This is a genomic window from Ralstonia sp. GX3-BWBA (assembly GCF_003290055.1).
In the GTDB taxonomy this organism is placed as follows: domain Bacteria; phylum Pseudomonadota; class Gammaproteobacteria; order Burkholderiales; family Burkholderiaceae; genus Ralstonia; species Ralstonia holmesii.
In genome coordinates, this window is the sequence record NZ_QMKS01000024.1 from 18,002 (window position 1) to 35,075 (window position 17,074).

A 17,074-nucleotide genomic window follows, 5' to 3' on the forward strand; every position below is an offset into this window, starting at 1 on the left:
GCGTCCCCCGATGTGTTGCCGATGCGCACGGTTGGGCGGCGCGCATCGCATAGTCCCCGCAGGGCTTTGCTGTCTCGACTGGGCCGAGACGCCCTGACATCTATATGAACGGCTATCGGCGCCGGGCGTTCAAACCTGAAGCCCAACGTTTGCCGTTTGTTGTATTTCCCGCCGATCTCGACGATCTGTCAATAGTGTGGCGGTAAGTTCGTGGAACATTGTGGCGCTGCGCTGACAGTGCCTGACCGCACCCGATCCGCTCCACAGTCTGATCGCAAAAGTAACGGCAAATTACGGCGGCCGCGGTGCGAGCGTTGCCAACCCTGGGGCAGACGGTGAATTACCGGCCTGGGCGTCACAGTTTTGCTTACAAACGGTAAAGCGCGGTTGCGAGCCGTTTCCATACAGTGAGGCCAAGTCCAACGATAACCACGGAGCCTCACCATGAAACGCACCATCGCCCTGCTCATCCTTGCTGCTGCCGCTGCCTCTGCGCTGAGCGCATGCGTGGTGGTGCCGGCTGGCGGCTATTACGAACGCCCGCACTACTACCATCCGTATTACCGCGGCTATTGATCCACGCATTGCGCGGCGCGGCCTGCATGCCCGCCGCTTATGCCTTGCGCGCCTGCAGCATGCGGATGCGCGCGACGGCCTGGTGGTCGGTCGTGGCGGCGTCGTAAAGGCGCGCCAGGTCGGCCTTCAATGCCGTGCGCGAGCCGCCGTCGAGGTACACCATGTGCCCCGATGGATAAAACCCCGCCGAGAGGTTCTTGCGCACACCCGCATCCAGCAACGGCATCGCCTTCAGGTCCAGCATGGTCTGGTAGAACGGCGTGACGAAGTCGTAGTAGCCGTTGGCTGAGAACACTTTCAGATCCACGTTCAGGCTCATCGTGGCGGCCAGGTCGCCGGCGGTGTAGAGCGCGACATTGCCGTTGGCGTCGAGCCCCTTTTGCGCGCCGGTGGGGTCGGTGTGGCGGAAGTCCCAATGGCGGAAGGCCTGGTCGTTCAGATCCGTGAAGGCCGAGTTGGACGTGAACTTCAGGTCGTCGTTCAGGTAGGCGTTCCACATGGCGGTGTAGACGCCGGACACCGCCGTCATGGTCGGATCGTTGCCGCCGGAGTTCGGATCAACACTGGCCGCAATGCCGGTGTGGATGCCCGTGACGCGGCCGTCGTACGCACCCAGCGACAAGCCCTTGTCCGCCAGCAGCGTGGTCAGGAACAGCGACGTGCCCGCGCCGTCAGACGCTGCCACATCCAGCCGCCAGCCTTGCAACGTAGCCGCATCGATGCCGGTGTAGGCAGACAACGCTTTCAGCACGGCCGGATCGGCATGCGTCGGTTTGGCGAGCGCTTTTTCGTAATCGGTGCTGGCAAATACGGCGGCAGCTTCGGCAAAGTCGCCCACGTCGGCGGGCAGCGGGCCGCCTTTGGGTGAAGTTGCACGCTTGTGGAACCACGCATCTGCGGCACACGTCGGCAAGAGCCCAACCGGGTTGCCCGCCTGCGTGTAGTCGAGGATGGACGACTGCAGCGTGATGCCGTTCAAGTCCACCCCGTCTTCATGCAGCACGTACGAGAGCACGCAGGAACGCGCCGTGCCATAAGACTCGCCAAACAGAAACTTGGGCGAATTCCATCGATCATTGGCCGTCAGCCAGCGCTTGATGAACTGCGCGATGCTGCGTGCGTCCTGATCGACTCCCCAGAAATCGAGGTTGCGCTTGGGCGCAATGGCCGTCGAATAGCCGGTGCCGACCGGGTTGATGAAAACAAGGTCGGAGCGATCAAGCAGGCTGTCGGGGTTGTCTTCCATGCGATACGGCGCGGGCGGCGTGAACGACGGCATCGACGTCACGATGCGGCGCGGTGCAAACGACCCCAGCAGCACGAACACCGCCGAAGACCCCGGCCCGCCGTTATAGAAGAACGTCACCGGCCGCGCCTGCGCGCCGCCCGCGGGCGTATCCGCCACAAATGCCACGTGGAACATCTTGGCCACGGGCTGCGAGCTGCTCGGGTCTACCGTGACGAGGTGGCCGGCATGCGCGGTGTAGGCGATGTCGCGTCTGCCAATGCGCACGGTGTGGTGCGTGATCGCCATGCCCTCGCTGGTGTCGGTCACGCTGTCGTCGGGGCCGTTGCCGTAAGCGGTCGGGTCGAAGAACGGCTGGTCAGTGGTAGTCATGCGTGCCTCGCTGCTAGAAAAGGTTCGCGATCGCGTCGCCTTTGGGGCTGCCCAGGCCTGTGCAGGCGTCCCAACCGGGCGCGGCGGCAAAGGTGCCGTTGTTGCCCTGCTTGATGTCGTTGAACGCACCGGGGTTCTGATACAGCCGTGCATGCAGATAACCCGCCGGCCGCCCCTTGATGGCGTTGATGCGTGCGATGAGCGCGGCCCACAGCGGTGCCGCGGCGCTGGTGCCACCCACCACGCCGGACTCGCCATCCACGCGGACGGCATAGCCGGTCAGCGGGTCGGCATCGGCCGAGACATCGGGCACGCCGCGCCGCGCCAGCGGCACACTCTCGCCGCCGGTCTGCTGCGCGGCCAGGCCCTGCTGCCAACTCGGCAACGCAAAGACGGTGCTCACCCCGCCGCCGCCCGCACCGCCTCGTGCGCCGTCGTTCCAGACGGTTTCCTCTGCGATGCGGTTTCCGCTGGCGCGCACGCTGGTGCCGCCGCATGCCAGCGCGTACGGGCTGGAGGCGGGAAAGTCGACGTGATCAGCGCGATCAGGCTGGCCGTCACTGGAGCCGCTGTCGCCCGAGGCCACACACACCGTCACGCCCATCGTTGCGGCGCTCTGCAACGCGGCGTTGACGGCCTGCATGGCCTGCGGCGTCCAGGCGCTCTCAGGCGCGCCCCAACTGATGGACACCACCGAGGGCCGCAGCTTGGTGTCATGGATGGCGGCGTTGATGGCCTGCACAAAACCGGCGTCGGTATTGACGGTGAAGTACACGGCCAGCGTGGCGCCCGGCGCCGCGGCGCCTGCCACTTCCAGGTCGAGCATGACTTCGCCGTCGGGCCCGCTTGGGTCGCCCGTTGGGCGGTTGGCGCCCTGCCCGACCGGTATGGCCGTCACTTTGGGCGTCGGCACGCCCAGCTCTTGGAAATACGCACGCAGATCGTCTTCCCGATAGCCACCGCCAAGCTCAACAAACGCAATGCACTGACCTGCGCCGTCGCCCTGCGGAAAGCCGTAGAGCTGCGCGAGCTGCACTGGCGTGTACGACGCGGCGGGCGCCGCGCGCGCGGGCCGGATGCCTCCCGGCTCCATCACCCCTGTTGGCAACGGCACAAAGCGAAAGTGCGGCGCCGCCTGCGGCCGCGAGTCGAGCCCCAGCACGGCCACGACCACGTCCTGCAACGACTCCGGCAACCGCAGCGGGCCGGAACGCCCACGGTATTCGCTGCCGCCATGTGCCACGCGATGCAGGTGCGTATCGAACGCCCGGCAGAACTGTTCGACGGAGCCTTCGAGCATGACGGTAGCGGCGGCCACGTTCACTTCGACCACTTGCAGGCCATGTTCGCGGGCAAACGTGCGGATGGCGTCGATGTCGTCCGTGGTGGCGCCAAACTGGGCGGCCCACTCTTCGCGGGTCAGGGGTGTGGGCGATGGCGTCCCGGCGGCATGCACGTGGACAAATCCGGATAGGCGCGCATTGAGTTCAGCCTCGTTGGGGCGGCGCAATTGCACGAGCGCCCGGATCTGTTCTGCCGGATGCGCATCGCCGAGGATGCGTGCGTCTTCAGGAATGGTGCGCTCGCTGCCGCGCAGGGGGTGCCGGACCATGGGCCATCTCCATGTAGGTAGGTGGCCCGTGCGTCGCAACCGGCGTGCCGAGGGTGCCGACAGGATGCGGCGCCACCTCCAATCACGTTAGGCGATGACTCGTCCGCTTGACCTACGGGGTTCGTCAGTCGGCGAAATCTGGGCCGCTGGCACCTTCTGCGGCATGCTGCGGCTTGCCCTCGGCAAAGGCGCGGCGGATCAGTGCGCCGCATGCCGCGCTGCGCACATAAGCCCGGGGGGCAAGGGTCTCGCGCACGAGCATGCCGTAGTGGCGCTTGTCAGCGGTGATCCACGGGTAGAAGCCGAATGCGCCGGCCGAGCTGAACGCGCCGTCGCCGCCGGGCTGGTCCTCGATCCAGTAGTTGAGCGCGTAATGCCACGGCAGCGCGGCCGGGGTGCTGACAGCGGTCGAGCACGTGCCCGGCTCGGTGCACACGGCATGCTGGCCGAGCATCTTGCCGAGCTGGTATTCGCCGCGAATAAGGCGACGCAGGAACTGGCCATAAGCCGCCGGCGTGGCGATCATTCCGCCCGCCGGCTCGGGTGCGAGGTAGCGGATGCCGAGCGGCCGGCCGGCATCGCGCAGGCCCGGCGCATTGGCAAGCTGGCGGTCGAGGTCGTTGTTGAGTGCCTCGGCGTCGGCCCGGCCCAGACCGAGATCCATCAGCAGCTTCTGATCATGGCCGCCGTTGTAGCTGAAACGGCCGACGTGGCCCGGCGTGAAGGTGGCGTTGCGACCGCGCCCAAAGCAGCTTTGCACGGTGTCGTTGCGATTGCACAGCAACGGATTGAGCCCGTCGTAGCCAGAGCGCATGGTGAGGGCGTCGATTTCGGCAGGTGTGGGCTTGCCTTGCGCACGCTCCACCACGTAGGCACCAAACACCCATTTGGATGCCGATGCCAGCCGCACCGTCTTGTTCGGGCCGATCCGCTGGCCCCGCTGCCCGTGCATCAGCTCGCCATGGGCGTCACCGATTTCCCAGTAGTAATCGCCCAGACGCTGACAACTGCCGGCATTCGCGAGTGTGGATTCCACGGCGGCACGGCGCATTGCCAGGCTCGGCGCGGCAGCGTGCGCGGCGGCCGTTGCCACCAACGCTGCCAATGCCATCAAAGCGGCGCTCCCCCCTCGCCCGAATCCTGCGAACGCCCTGCTATTTCGGGCGCGTCTTGCTTGCGTCATGTCGATGTCCTGCTCGTTCTCTGGTGCCTTGCCAGCCCGGCGGCACTGTACCGCAGCGCGCGCGGCATTTCGCTGTTTTACGCTGGGGCGCCTGTTGCTGTGCAGTCTTGCAACATATGGGACCCGGACGCGCATGACTGTATCGACGGTACCTTGCAGGCAGGTTGCGAGGCACGCTCGGCGTGCGTTTCAAACGTAAGCGTTTGCGCATCGATTAATCATCCTGGCAGGTGATGAAAATCGCTTCATATTTGAACCCCCAATATGTCCTAAACCTCCCGTTATGAGCCAAATGGAGGATAAGAATCATGCCAAGGGTCGCTAGCGGTCTGCGTAGAGTGTCCTAGAATGCAACCCAAGAATAGTAGAGTTAAATATAAGTAAATACGCGGCAGCGGCGAGCTTTCGGGAGCGGGCCATGGGAACAATCAAACGGGGAACAGTGAGCTTGAGTGCTCGCCTGGGGTGGGAACGTCACCCTGCTAATTGGCAGGTAATTCCTACGCGTCGGCGCCTTTTTCAAACACGCCTTCCGGCGACGCGCGCCTCCACCGTTTTGCTTTGGCTTCTGGCCATCTCGATTACCGTCGGTGTCGGGCTGATGCACCAATTGTGGTAACCAAAAAAACATAACGGAATTTTGTACGGGGAAGGTCGCAGCGCGAGAGCGAACCCGCAGTCAACTACCGAATTGACAGACCGTATAACGGCACCGAGGGATAGTCCGACCCGCTTCACTGGGTCAATCGCATCCGGATGGATTCAACATCTGGAGCATCGTCATCCCTCCATTCGGAAATAACGCTCCTGCATGTGGCCACTGCGCCGCGAAAGCGGCATGTGGGGCACGCCGCTCAAACGGCACGCCTGATCAATGGGGGAGCATCATGAACATTTCATTCACCGGCAAGACCTTCAGGTCCGTAGGCGACCTGTTCTTCCAAGCCATTGTCGACGGCAAGGTCGTGAGTTGTTTCGTCACGTCCGAAGCGCTGTCGCTCTGCGATTGCGCGCATCAGAAGATCACGGCCGAGGAGGTCTACCGCAATTACCGCGACTGGATCGAACTGGCGGCGTCGGACCTGATCCGCGCCGGCTCGCTCGCCCCGGTCATCGTGCGCGGCCGCGACCTGGCCGCTTCACGTGCATCGCTGCCGCACGGTGGCGTGCCGGCTTACGATCTGGATCGCGCGCGTCAACTGCGCCTGGTCCCACGCTCGTCGCGCTGATATCCGTCAGCGCTGGCGCAGCGGAACGTGCGGTCGGGGGGCCGCACGTTCCGTGGGTGCCAAAGCGCAACGCTCGGATCAATCGGCCGGGAAATCCTCTTCCCAATATTCCTGCAGGTTGCGTACGCCCGCGGCGCTTTCGCTGCGCGTGGCTTCACGCATGCGCAATTCGACGCGCCGGATTTTGCCCGAGATGGTTTTCGGCAGATCGGCAAATTCGATGCGGCGCACGCGCTTGTAGGAAGCCAATCGGCTGCGGCAAAACCGGAGGATGTCGCGCGCCAGCTCCGGGCCGGCTTCGTGTCCTGCACGCAGGACCAGGAACGCTTTCGGCACGGCCAGGCGCAACGGATCGGGGCTTGGCACGACGGCGGCTTCGGCGATGGCCGGGTGTTCGATCAGCACGCTCTCCAGCTCGAATGGGCTGACACGGTAATCCGATGCCTTGAACACGTCATCGGCGCGGCCGACGTAGGTCAGGTAGCCGCTGGCATCACGCGCGGCAATGTCGGAGGTGTGATACACACCGCCGCGCATGGCTTCGGCGGTTTTGTCCGCATTGCCGGCGTAGCCCTCCATCAGGCCGGTCGGGCGTGAATTCAATTCGATGCAGATCTCGCCCTCTTCCGCCTCGTGGCCGTCGGGGTCGCGCAGCGTGATGCGGTAGCCCGGCAGCGGCCGGCCCATCGAGCCTGCCTTGACCGGTTGCCCGGGGCTGTTGCCGATCTGGCAGGTGGTTTCGGTCTGGCCGTAGCCGTCGCGGATGGTGATACCCCACGCCGCGCGCACGCGTTCGATCACCTCGGGATTGAGCGGCTCACCGGCGCCCACGAGTTCGCGCAGCGCGGGCTTCCATGCGGCCAGGTCTTCCTGGATCAGCATGCGCCACACCGTGGGCGGTGCGCACAGCGTCGTCACCTTGGCGCGGCAGAGCACATCCAGCGCCGCCTTGGGCTCGAAGCGCGCGTAGTTGTAGATGAAGACGGTGGCGCAGGCATTCCACGGCGCGAAGAAGCAGCTCCACGCGTGCTTGGCCCAGCCCGGCGAACTGATGTTCCAGTGCACATCACCCGGGCGTAAGCCGATCCAGTACAGCGTGGACAAATGCCCGACCGGATAGCTCGCATGCGTATGCATCACGAGTTTGGGTTTGGACGTGGTGCCGGAAGTGAAGTACAGCAGCAACGGATCGTTGGCCTGCGTTGGTGCATCGGGCGTGAATTCGGCGGATGCCTCATAGGCATCTTCAAAGCGGTGCCAGCCGGGCGGCGCCTTGTCCGCACCGATTGCGATGCGTGTGAACGTGCCCGATACGGCGTCCAGCTTGGCGCAATCCGATGCGCCCGCCACCACGTGGCTCACCTCACCCATGGCAATGCGCTCACGCAAGTCTTCAGCGGTGAGCAGTGTCGTGGCCGGGATGATGACCGCGCCGATCTTGATGCTGGCGAGCATCACATCCCAGAGCCCCGGCACGTTGCCGAGCATGAGCAGGATGCGATCACCGCGCTGCACACCAAGCGCCCGCAAGTGGTTGGCCACGCGCGCCGAGCGCTCGGCCATCTGCGCGAACGACAGCCGCGTCTCGTTGCCCTGATCGTCGACCACCCAGAGGGCGATGCCGTCGTTGCCGCGCGCCATGGCGTCGAAATAATCCAGCGCCCAGTTGAAGCGGTCCAACTCGGGCCACGCAAAATCGCGCACAGCGGTGTCGTAATCCTCACGGTGCGCGAGCAGAAAGTCGCGGCACCGCAGGAAGGCGTCCAGCGATGTCATGCCTGTCTCCTGGGGTTCGGAGCGTGTTGTGCACGCTCTAACTGCACGCGCCTCGTCCGGGCGCTACGGAAACGCACCTGCAACCGACATCGCCACTTATAGGAGGAATTCTTCCGCCAGACCAGCCCGGATTCTCCTGAGCCATGCACTCATTGCGAGCGCGGCGGAAAACGCAGCGAGCGGCCGCCACCCAGGCTCAGCCACGCCCAGGCCGTTGCGGCAACCACGACACCCAGCACGACGATCCACTGGGCGCTGACCAGCATCAGCTCAATCGTGCCGGCCATGTCCGGGAGAATCTGCGGCCAGGCGGGCGCAAGCCAGCCGTCGGCGTCGAACCATGCACCGCGTCCGGCACCCGTGGCCAGCTCCACCGCCAGCAGCGCCGCATTGATCGCCGCGAACGCCATGCCGCTGTGTGCCAGCAGGCGGCTGAACACCGGCAGTTCATACAGGGGCTTCAGATATTGGATGTGCCGCGTGAGCGACCACGCGCACACGATGAGCAACGCAACGCTGATGGCCGCCATGGGCGCCGGAGTGCGCAGGCACACGCCCAGCGCGATCCACGCCAGCGCATTGATCTCGTGGCGCCGATAGATGCGCAACGCACGCGCCGCGTGCAGCAGGCCAATCGGCGGAACACCAGGGGGAACACCGGCAGACGCCATGATGTGCTCCATGAGCGGAGGGTTGGTGCGGCACCGCACGTCTATGGCGCTGTGCGGCCCGCAACTGCTTGCAGTGTACCGACGCGTTTTCACCCGCGCGAGTTCAAACAGCATCCCTCCGCCAAATGACGGACGCGCCACGCACTCAGGCCTCGCGCAAATGCTCGATCAACTGGCGTGCGAAGGCGGGCAGATCATCGAAATGGCGCACGCAGATGCGCAGCAGGCGCGTCGCCCAGGCGTCGGTCAATCGCACGCGGCGGATGCCCATGGAACGCTGCAGGCGGATTGCCGCATGCTCGGGAATGACGCCCACGCCCACGTTGCGCTCCACCATGCGGCACACGGCGTCGAAACTGCGCAGCCGCACGCGGTATTTGAGCCGATGGCCGGCGCGCGCGGCATGCCCCGCCAGATAGGCCTGCAAGGCGTTATCGCCTGTCAGCCCAACAAAATCTTCCTGCAAGGTTTCAACGAAGGCCAACTCGCGGCGCTCGGCCAGCGGGTGGTCGCGCGCGGTCACCAGCACGAGGCGGTCGTGGCGGAACGGAAAGGTCTCCAGCCCGGACAAGTCGACCGCATCGTTGACGATGCCGATGTCTGCCCGCCCCTGCGCAATCGCTTCGACAATCTCATGGCTGACCAGCTCTTCCAGGTCGATGTCGACTTCAGGATGTGCAGCCAGGAAAGCGCTGAGCGTTTCCGGCAAGAACTCGGTCATGGCCGCCGTGTTGGAAAGCAGCCGCACGTAGCCCTTGAGGCCACGCGCGTATTCGCCAAGCTCACCGCGCATGCGATCCATCTGCTGCAGGACAACGCGCGCGTGGTGGACGAGCGTGCGGCCGGCGGCGGTCGTTTCCACGCCGCGCCGGTTGCGCGTGAGCAGCGGCACGCCGAGCGTGTCTTCCATGCCGCGGATGCGTGCGCTGGCCGACGCCAATGTCAGGTGCGCACGCTCGGCCCCCGCAGTGATGCTGCCGGCTTCGGCGGTATGGAGGAAGAGTCGGAGGTCGGTCAGGTCAAAGCGCACGATGCATCTCAAAATTGGCATGAGCCTCAGTTTCGTGCTGAGGCAAGGTCAATTTATCGCAGATTGCAGCGTAACCACCAGTGCCGGAAACTGAGGCATCTCAAAAACAAAACATATCCAAATTCGCCCCCCATGGAATCCGCCACGCTGCTGCTTTTTGGCGCGGGCCTGCTCGCCGGCATGATGAATGCGCTGGCGGGCGGTGGCTCGTTTGTCACCCTGCCTGCGCTCATGTTCGCGGGTGTGCCGTCGGTGTTTGCCAATGCGTCGAGCACGGTCGCGCTGTTACCCGGCGCGGCCACTTCAGCGTGGGCGTATCGCGCGGACTATCGCGGGTTCGGGCAGGTCTCGATGCGCGCCATGGTGGGGATCAGCCTGGTGGGCGGGCTGCTCGGCGCGCTGCTGTTGATGAACACGTCGTCCCGCGCGTTCGATTTCATCGTGCCGTGGCTTCTGCTGATCGGCTCGCTCGCATTCACGTTCGGCAAACAGGCCGGTGTGTGGCTGCGCCAGCGCATGCAGATCGGGCGGACAACACTGCTCGTCGCGCAAGGTGCGTTGGCCATCTATGGCGGCTATTTTGGTGGCGCGGTGGGAATCATGATGATGGCGGTCTGGGCACTGTTCGGCCACGACGACATCAAAGCATTGAACGCCTCGCGCACGCTGCTGGTGGGCGCGACGAACCTGGTGGCCGTAGCCTGTTTTGCACTTGCCAGGATGGTGTGGTGGCCACAGACGCTGGTCATGCTGGTGGCTGCCGCGCTGGGCGGTTATCTGGGCGCGCACGTCGGCAAGCGTTTGCCGGTACCGGTTGTCCGGGCGTTGATTTCCACCTTCGGCTTTTCGATGACAGCGCTGCTGTTCTGGCGCGCCTGGTCACACGTTTGAGCATGAGGAGAACCGCCATGTCGCACATGCAGCCTCATCCGACGCACCGCACGCACGCACCACGCGCCTATCGTGATCCGCTGCCCCATCGGGATCGGGCCACGCGCAATACCTGGCACGCCCATCTTGGTGATACCCCATCTGACAAGCCGGAAATGGCCGGTGCGCAAGCGGTGTTCTACATCGCGCGTGGTGTTGCTCTCTTGCTGGCCGCCGTGGCGGTGGGCCTGGGTGCGGCATCCAATGATGCGGAGCGCGCGTCCGAGCAATACCCCCCTTCTTCGCACGCGACAACGCGCTGAGGGCGCGCTATCATCCGCCCCCCGCAGCACAGGCCCGTTCAATACAAATCCAGTATCGACCGGGCAAAGAAAAAGCCCGCGGGCCGGGGGGCGGGCGGGCTTAACATCTTCAGCCTTTGACGACGAAAGATGGTCGGGTGTGCTTTGTGAACGAGCAATGCGCCGGAATTCACAAAGCGAGGCCATTATAAAAAGTGCGCGCCCCCCGCCATACCCCAACAACGAGGGGGGTCCGCGTCGTTTTCTGATTAATCCCTGAGCGCCGTGTCCAGCGCCTGCAGCGTCAGCAACCCGCTCGATGCGTGACGCTTGCCGTCAGGACGCAGGATGATCGTGCGCGGCATCTCGCCCTGCCAGCCAGGGTCGAGCGCAGCACGCAGACGCTCCGGCATGTCTTCGGCATTGGCGTATTGCGGCACACGTGTAATGCCGATCTTTCCGTCGCGAGCCAGCGGCGCCAGCGCGCGGTTCAGCATCTCGGCCTGGTCGGGGCCGTCCATCGACACCATCACCACATCCACATCTTGCTTGGCGGTGCGCCGCCATTGCGCGATACGGGCGATGTTCTCGCGGCAGTAGCTGCATTCCAATGACCAGATTTCGACGATGAGCGGGCGCGCGTGCGGCGTCTGCAGCAGCGCAGGCACATCGCGCGCACGCAGCGGCTGGAACTGCAGCGCGCCTGCAGCCTGTGCGGCGAAGGTGGCGGTGAAGGCGGTGGCGGATAGCACCACGCCCATCGCAAAAGATTTCCATCGAATGTTCATTTCGATGCCTCCAATGATGGATTGGACAGGGCGACATTACTGACATCGATCAGCCGATAGCCCTCGGCCTGCGTGCGCCACGACAGGTAGACATGGCCATCGCGCGCGAGCAGTTGCGGGTGATCGCTGCCGCCATCGGTGTTTGCAATGCTGGCCGGCGCTGTCCAGTGCGTGCCGCCGTCGGTGGATTTGCGCAGCAGGATCTGCATGCGGTCTTCGGCAAACTGTTTCCACACCAGCCACAGTGCGCCGTCCGCCGCCAGCAGCGCGGGGTGCGATGCCTGCGCACCGGCCTGTGCCGAACCGGCAAAGGACCATGCGCCGCCGATCGGCTTGCCGTCGGCGGAGAGCCGGCTGTAGAACAGGCCAGGCTTGTCCTGCAGCACCGAGAACCACGCCATATGCCGCACGCCATCGGCCGTGACGGCCAACGCGGGGCCATGGTGCGGACACGCATCGACGCGCCATTCCGAGAACGTTGCGCGCGTGACGGCAAGCGGCGTGTTATCGATCGGTAATGTCGCCAATGCGTGGTCGCGAATCTGCCCGGCAAACACGTTGCGCCACAGCGCGAGCATGTGGCCGTCGGCATCGGGCGCCAGCGCAATGCGGCAGCATTCGCAGGTCTGGTCGATGACCTTGCGTTCGGGCGCGAAGGTGGCGCCGCGGTCGGTCGAAACGGTGTAGTACACCGCCGCGCCGTCGTACGGCTGTTTGGCCGCCTGCGCGCGCAGCAGGTCGCGCTTGTCGATCCACGTGATGAAGATGTGGCCCGCGCTGTCGACCGCGATCGAATCGAAGCGGTGCGTGATCGGCTGGCGGTCGTGGTGGACGGTGATCGGCGCGCTCCACGTCGTGCCGCCGTCAAGCGAGCGCGAGAAACGCACGAAGCCCGTGTACGGCGCATCGAGCGGGCGCGACCAGCTCACATACAACGCACCGTCCGGGCTGACGATGACCTTCGGACGGTTCTCGCCGTCGGTATAGATCGGCTCGGGTTGGGGGTTGATGCGCTGCGGCCTGGAGAACGTCTTGCCGAGATCGTCGGACGAGGCGATCACTACGTGCTGGCCTTCCGCCCAGGTCACCCACAAGCGCCCTGCCTTGTCGAACGCCGCGGTCGTCGCAAGCTGCGGTTTTGCGGCAGCCTTGCCTGCCATGGCGCCGTGGTCATGGCCTTCGTGCGCAAGCGCCACCGTTGCCGCAAGAGCCAGCAGCGCACCGGCAAGGAATCGAGGAATCGACTGCATTACAGGCGCCATTTCAGTTGTCCATAGAGGGTGCGTGACGGATACGGGTGGTACACGAAGTACCGCCGGTCGGTCAGGTTGTCGACGCCCAGCGCCAGCGTGATGTGCTTGTCGATGCGGTAGCTGGCCTTGAGGTCCACGGTGAAGAAGCTGCTGGTGCCACCGTAGACGTTCGGCAGCACATCGGTGTTGTCGAGGGTGCCGTATTGCCGCCCCGAATAGCGCACGCCTGCGCCCACCGTCCAGTCCTGCGTGGCGTGCCAACTGGCAAACAGGTTGGCACGCACGCGCGGCATGCGTGGCCAGGTCTTGTCGACGTAGGTGGGGTTGGCGGCGTCGGCCAGCGTTTTCGATTGCGTGAAGGCGACGTTGGCTTCAACGTCCACGCCGCGCACACCCGCATCCTGCAGAACGTCCTGCCCCGAATACGCCAGTTCGATGCCGCGCGTGCGCACGTGGTCCACGTTCTGTACGTTCGTCACGTTGGGCGTGACCGTGATGTTGGTCTGCGTGTAGATGCTGTCGCGCACGTCGCTCTGGAACAGGCTGGTACGCAGCACGCCGTAGGGCACGGCCTGTTCGACGGTGAAGTCGAGATCATTGGCGCGTTCAGGCTTGAGGTTCGGGTCGTTGTTGACGATCGTGCTGCCGCTGATCGTGCCCTGGAACAGTTCGGCCACCGTCGGAAAACGCACCGCACGGCCGTACGACAGGCGCAGCAGCGTGTCTTGCGTGGCCCGCCATTGGATGGCGGCCTTGGGCGAGAACGCGTCTTCGGTGCGGCTGGCGTAGCCCAACGTGCTCGTGCCGTTGCCCAGTCGACCGTTGTGCGCGCGCCAGCTTTCATAGCGCAGGCCCAGCGTGGCGAGCCAGCGCGGTGCAAACGCCCACGCATCCTGCATGAAGACGGCCTGCGTTTGCGTGTCGCCCTGGTAGCTCGATTTGAGCGTCGATAGCGTTTCCGTCGACCAGTTGGTCGCGTTGAAGGTCTGGTTACGCAGGTGGTATTGGTCGTAGTGGTAGCCGGTCGTGAAGGTATGGCCGGACACCGTGGGCGACGTCGCCTTGATGTCGAAGTTGGACCAGCCCGTGCCGTCGCCGTAGAACACCGTGCCGGGCCCATTGCCAGCCGCCGTGTTGGACGCGCGCAGGATGTCGCGCGTGACGTTGTAGGCCGACGCGTTGGTGTCGATCTTCCAGCCACCGATCTTGCCTTTCACGCCCAGGCCGTAGAGCCAGTTTTCCTGATCGCCGTTTTGCGGGGCAAAGGTGTTCGGGGCGATGGTGTACGGCGTGCCGTTGATCAGCACATTGCCGCCCGTGACAGTGTTGCCGGCGGCATCGCGCAGGAAGCTGAGCGCCTGATCGTTGAAGTGGTTCTCCCAATGGCCCAGTGTGAGCGACGCCTCCAGGCTGTCGCTGAAGACGTAACCCAGGCGCACCGTCTCTTGCAGTTGCTGGGTCCGCTCCAGCATCTGCGGCCCGAGAATCATGCGCGGCTGGCCGTTGGGGCCCACATCCTGCCGCGCACCCGTGACCGGCACCGGCGTACCGCCTGCCGTGAACCTGGAGTTGGGCGTGGCGTATTGCATCGGCTGGCTATCGTTCTCCAGCCGGTCGACCGACAGCGCATACCAGAACTTGCCGACGCGGTCGCCCAGCGATGCGCTTTCGTGGTTTCCGGTGACGTTGCGCGAAAAGCCATATGCATCGTTGTAATGCTGGCTCATCACCTGCGTCTGCGCGGCGGCCTCGGATTTTTCGGGGCGGCGCAACGTCATCGCGATGGTCGTGCCCATCGAGTTGCCCGGCAGCAGCGCCGAGAACGGCCCATACAAAATATCTACGCGCGCAAGGTCATCCGGCCCGACCATCGACCAGCGCGGCGGGTAGCTGTAGCTGGAGCCAAGCAGGTTCGAGAGCAGGATGCCGTCGGCATACAGCAGGCCGCGTGCACTTTGAATCTCGTTGAAATCGCGGCCGGCAAAGATGGAGTTGCGGTCGCCGATGAAGCGGCGGCGCACCATCACGTTGGGCTGGTATTTGACCGCGTCTTCGGTGGTGACGACGTTGCGGTCAGCCAGTTGATCGGCCGTCACGTTTTGCACGACCGCCGGCGTATTGCGGGCGAATAGAGTGGGGTTGGCGTTGGCCCGCACCACGGTGGGCGCGAGTTCCTGTGTAACAGGCACGGGCACGGGGGCCGCGTCTTCAGCAGCGACAACAGACAACGGTGCCGCCGCGCTCAGGGCGAGCGCAGCACGGCACACCAGCGTGCGCTTAGGGGCGGCGGCCCCGGCGCGCTTGTGGAATGACATCGGAAAGGTCTCCGGATTGCGATGGCGTTGACCCCAGGCAGGGCCAGACGCAAAGGCGCCACGGAGCTCATCCCCGCAGGCGCGTCAGATCGACAACGACGGAGACACAGGAGGCGCGCGCGACTCGGCCACGCGCAGCGCACTGCGCGCGTAGACGGGCGCCGGGGTGGCCGGCTGCCGCACGCGAAAGACGAAATGGGCGGAAGGAACATCCAGCGCCGGCAACGAGGCCAGCGCCAGCCCGGCGGCAAACCCCGGGCAATACAGACAGTGCGCCACGCTGTGGTGGGCAGCCGAATCGTCGGCGGAGCCATCGCCTTGGAGGTCGATGGCAACCTGCACGGTGGTGCCATGCGGTGCCGTTGCGCTGCACAGCTCGACGGCAAGCGTGCCCGTGGCCGCCGCGCGAGCGGAAGCGAGCACCGGCGACAGTACATTCAGTACGATCGCAAGCCAGACGAGGAAGAGCCAGCGGCGAGAGAACATGGAGACGGGTGGCAAGCTGCGCGAGTATAGCGCTACACAAGATTCCACAATTTGCCTGCGACGGACTGCCACGCAGATCAAAGAACGTTCAATTCGAGCCGAATTAGGCCTAATTATAGATTCGACTATAATTTATACCGATTTCCATAATCAGGTCTAAAACAGGGCTTTCCATGGATTCCCGAATCGACTCCGGCGACACCGGCCGCTTCAACTTCCACCGCCAGGACCTTGCCAACACGCTGTGCGACAGCCTGGAAGGTAAGGGCCTGGCCGATGCGCGTTCGGGGCTCTTCCTGGCGGCGCCCCGGCGCACGGGCAAAAGCACGTTCCTGCGCGAAGACCTGGTGCCCGAGGTCGAGCGCCGCAAGTGGATCGCCATCTACGTGGATTTATGGGCCGACCGCGCGCGCGACCCCGGCCTCCTGATCGCCGATGCCATCAAATCGAAGCTGGCCCAGTTCGACGGGCCGATCGCGAAGCTCGCCAAGCAGGCCGGCATGGAAAAGGTCGACGTGCTGCGCACCTTCACCTTCAACCTCGGCAAGATTGGGCTGCCGCCGGGCATCACGCTGGCCGACGCGCTGGATGTGCTCTACAAGGCGGTGCAGCGGCCCGTCGTGCTGATCATCGATGAGGCGCAGCACGCGCTGTCTACCGAGGCAGGCACCAACGCCATGTTCGCGCTCAAGGCCGCGCGGGACCAGATGAACCAGGGTGTGGACGAGCCCCGCCTGTTCCTCGTCTTTACAGGGTCGAACCGCGACAAGCTTGCCAACCTGCTGCTCAATCGCACGCAGCCGTTTTTCGGCTCGCGCGTGACCAACTTCCCGCTGCTGGGCCGGCCGTATGTGTCGGCGTACACGGCGTGGGTCAACCAGCACCTGGCGCCGAATAACCAGTTCAAGGAGGACGACATGTTTGCCGCCTTCCAGTTGGTCGGCCACCGGCCGGAGATGCTCAAGGGCATCGTCAGCGAGATCGCCCTGGAGCTGGGCGAAGCCGCCAGCCTGGGCGAGTTGCTCAAGCGCGGCGCGCAGGGTTTTCGCGATCGCATCTGGGGCGAGATCGAAAGCGATTACAGCGCGCTGACGGAAATCCAGCGTGCCGTACTGGCGGTGCTGATCGAGCGCGGGCAAGGCTATTCGCCTTTTTCTGAAGACTCGATGAAGGCGTATGCGGCAAAGCTGGGCCACAGCGAGTTTTCCACCGCCACGGTGCAAGCCGCGCTTGACGCGCTGCGCGACAAGAACCTGATCTGGAAGGAGTCACGCGGCGCCTACGCGCTGGAAGACGAAAGCCTGGCGCTGTGGTTTCGCGAGACGCGGGGCGCCCATGCCGTGCCGCCGCGGTTGAGCAAGTAGC

General features: G+C 64.7%; 15 protein-coding genes. 5 read left to right on the forward strand and 10 right to left on the reverse strand.

The features are described from left to right. Positions 1-444: 444 nt before the first annotated feature. Entirely contained in the window at positions 445-576 is a 132-nt protein-coding gene (locus DOD19_RS28200) for a hypothetical protein (RefSeq protein ID WP_275426894.1), read from the forward strand. Positions 577-613: 37 nt separating this feature from the next. Here the strand turns inward: DOD19_RS28200 and DOD19_RS22685 are convergent, their stop codons facing one another. From DOD19_RS22685 to DOD19_RS22695, 3 genes are all read right to left on the reverse strand, one after another. After that, complete coding sequence (locus tag DOD19_RS22685) at positions 614-2,323, reverse strand: peptidase S1 (protein WP_239498085.1); 1,710 nt, start codon at positions 2,321-2,323, stop codon at positions 614-616. Further along, the gene (locus DOD19_RS28015) at positions 2,208-3,806 is read right to left on the reverse strand and encodes a S53 family peptidase (protein WP_112188282.1); all 1,599 of its coding nucleotides are present in this window, start codon (positions 3,804-3,806) and stop codon (positions 2,208-2,210) included. The genes DOD19_RS22685 and DOD19_RS28015 overlap by 116 nt, the downstream gene beginning before the upstream one ends. A 124-nt stretch (positions 3,807-3,930) precedes the next feature. After that, positions 3,931-4,989 (reverse strand): hypothetical protein, encoded by a 1,059-nt coding sequence (locus DOD19_RS22695; protein ID WP_112188285.1) that lies wholly within the window; start codon positions 4,987-4,989, stop codon positions 3,931-3,933. Positions 4,990-5,876: 887 nt separating this feature from the next. Between DOD19_RS22695 and DOD19_RS22705 the strand changes: the two genes are divergently transcribed. Next, positions 5,877-6,218, forward strand: a complete 342-nt coding sequence (locus DOD19_RS22705; protein WP_004627574.1) for a DUF1488 family protein — start codon at positions 5,877-5,879, stop codon at positions 6,216-6,218. A gap of 78 nt (positions 6,219-6,296) precedes the next feature. On the opposite strand, the gene DOD19_RS22710 is transcribed toward DOD19_RS22705, so the two are convergent. The 3 genes from DOD19_RS22710 to DOD19_RS22720 form a co-directional block, all read right to left on the reverse strand. Further along, complete coding sequence (locus DOD19_RS22710; protein WP_112188287.1) at positions 6,297-7,994, reverse strand: AMP-binding protein; 1,698 nt, start codon at positions 7,992-7,994, stop codon at positions 6,297-6,299. A 149-nt stretch (positions 7,995-8,143) separates the two neighbouring features. Next, positions 8,144-8,665 (reverse strand): hypothetical protein, encoded by a 522-nt coding sequence (locus DOD19_RS22715; protein WP_024978536.1) that lies wholly within the window; start codon positions 8,663-8,665, stop codon positions 8,144-8,146. Between the two features lie 145 nt (positions 8,666-8,810). Next, positions 8,811-9,695 carry a LysR substrate-binding domain-containing protein gene (locus DOD19_RS22720; RefSeq protein WP_024978535.1) on the reverse strand — a complete coding sequence of 295 codons (885 nt, stop codon included), beginning with the start codon at positions 9,693-9,695 and terminating at the stop codon, positions 8,811-8,813. Positions 9,696-9,827: 132 nt separating this feature from the next. On the opposite strand from DOD19_RS22720, the gene DOD19_RS22725 reads away from it, so the two are divergent. Beyond that, complete coding sequence (locus DOD19_RS22725; RefSeq protein WP_024978534.1) at positions 9,828-10,586, forward strand: sulfite exporter TauE/SafE family protein; 759 nt, start codon at positions 9,828-9,830, stop codon at positions 10,584-10,586. Between the two features lie 17 nt (positions 10,587-10,603). Then, positions 10,604-10,888 (forward strand): hypothetical protein, encoded by a 285-nt coding sequence (locus DOD19_RS22730; RefSeq protein WP_024978533.1) that lies wholly within the window; start codon positions 10,604-10,606, stop codon positions 10,886-10,888. Positions 10,889-11,136: 248 nt separating this feature from the next. Here the strand turns inward: DOD19_RS22730 and DOD19_RS22735 are convergent, their stop codons facing one another. From DOD19_RS22735 to DOD19_RS22750, 4 genes are all read right to left on the reverse strand, one after another. Beyond that, a complete protein-coding gene (locus tag DOD19_RS22735) occupies positions 11,137-11,655 on the reverse strand; it encodes a redoxin domain-containing protein (protein WP_112188289.1) in 519 nt (172 codons plus the stop codon). Next, positions 11,652-12,905, reverse strand: coding sequence for a sialidase family protein (locus tag DOD19_RS22740; RefSeq protein ID WP_112188291.1), 1,254 nt, complete (start codon positions 12,903-12,905; stop codon positions 11,652-11,654). The genes DOD19_RS22735 and DOD19_RS22740 overlap by 4 nt, the downstream gene beginning before the upstream one ends. Next, a complete protein-coding gene (locus DOD19_RS22745; protein ID WP_112188293.1) occupies positions 12,905-15,223 on the reverse strand; it encodes a TonB-dependent receptor in 2,319 nt (772 codons plus the stop codon). The genes DOD19_RS22740 and DOD19_RS22745 overlap by 1 nt, the downstream gene beginning before the upstream one ends. 84 nt (positions 15,224-15,307) lie before the next feature. Continuing rightward, positions 15,308-15,709 (reverse strand): DUF2946 domain-containing protein, encoded by a 402-nt coding sequence (locus tag DOD19_RS22750; protein ID WP_112188295.1) that lies wholly within the window; start codon positions 15,707-15,709, stop codon positions 15,308-15,310. Positions 15,710-15,882: 173 nt separating this feature from the next. Between DOD19_RS22750 and DOD19_RS22755 the strand changes: the two genes are divergently transcribed. Then, positions 15,883-17,073: a hypothetical protein gene (locus DOD19_RS22755; protein WP_112188297.1), complete on the forward strand. Its 1,191-nt coding sequence runs from the start codon at positions 15,883-15,885 to the stop codon at positions 17,071-17,073. The last annotated feature ends 1 nt before the right edge of the window (position 17,074 follow it).

Bases quoted from the DNA above. Each gene is read 5' to 3' on its own strand.
- DOD19_RS22705 (WP_004627574.1), top strand. From the start codon at position 5,877: ATGAACATTTCATTCACCGGCAAGACCTTCAGGTCCGTAGGCGACCTG.
- DOD19_RS22745 (WP_112188293.1), bottom strand. From the start codon at position 15,223: ATGTCATTCCACAAGCGCGCCGGGGCCGCCGCCCCTAAGCGCACGCTG.
- DOD19_RS22750 (WP_112188295.1), bottom strand. From the start codon at position 15,709: ATGTTCTCTCGCCGCTGGCTCTTCCTCGTCTGGCTTGCGATCGTACTG.
- DOD19_RS22735 (WP_112188289.1), bottom strand. From the start codon at position 11,655: ATGAACATTCGATGGAAATCTTTTGCGATGGGCGTGGTGCTATCCGCC.
- DOD19_RS22710 (WP_112188287.1), bottom strand. From the start codon at position 7,994: ATGACATCGCTGGACGCCTTCCTGCGGTGCCGCGACTTTCTGCTCGCG.
- DOD19_RS22715 (WP_024978536.1), bottom strand. From the start codon at position 8,665: ATGGCGTCTGCCGGTGTTCCCCCTGGTGTTCCGCCGATTGGCCTGCTG.
- DOD19_RS22740 (WP_112188291.1), bottom strand. From the start codon at position 12,905: ATGCAGTCGATTCCTCGATTCCTTGCCGGTGCGCTGCTGGCTCTTGCG.
- DOD19_RS28200 (WP_275426894.1), top strand. From the start codon at position 445: ATGAAACGCACCATCGCCCTGCTCATCCTTGCTGCTGCCGCTGCCTCT.
- DOD19_RS22725 (WP_024978534.1), top strand. From the start codon at position 9,828: ATGGAATCCGCCACGCTGCTGCTTTTTGGCGCGGGCCTGCTCGCCGGC.
- DOD19_RS22695 (WP_112188285.1), bottom strand. From the start codon at position 4,989: ATGACGCAAGCAAGACGCGCCCGAAATAGCAGGGCGTTCGCAGGATTC.
- DOD19_RS22755 (WP_112188297.1), top strand. From the start codon at position 15,883: ATGGATTCCCGAATCGACTCCGGCGACACCGGCCGCTTCAACTTCCAC.
- DOD19_RS22730 (WP_024978533.1), top strand. From the start codon at position 10,604: ATGTCGCACATGCAGCCTCATCCGACGCACCGCACGCACGCACCACGC.
- DOD19_RS28015 (WP_112188282.1), bottom strand. From the start codon at position 3,806: ATGGTCCGGCACCCCCTGCGCGGCAGCGAGCGCACCATTCCTGAAGAC.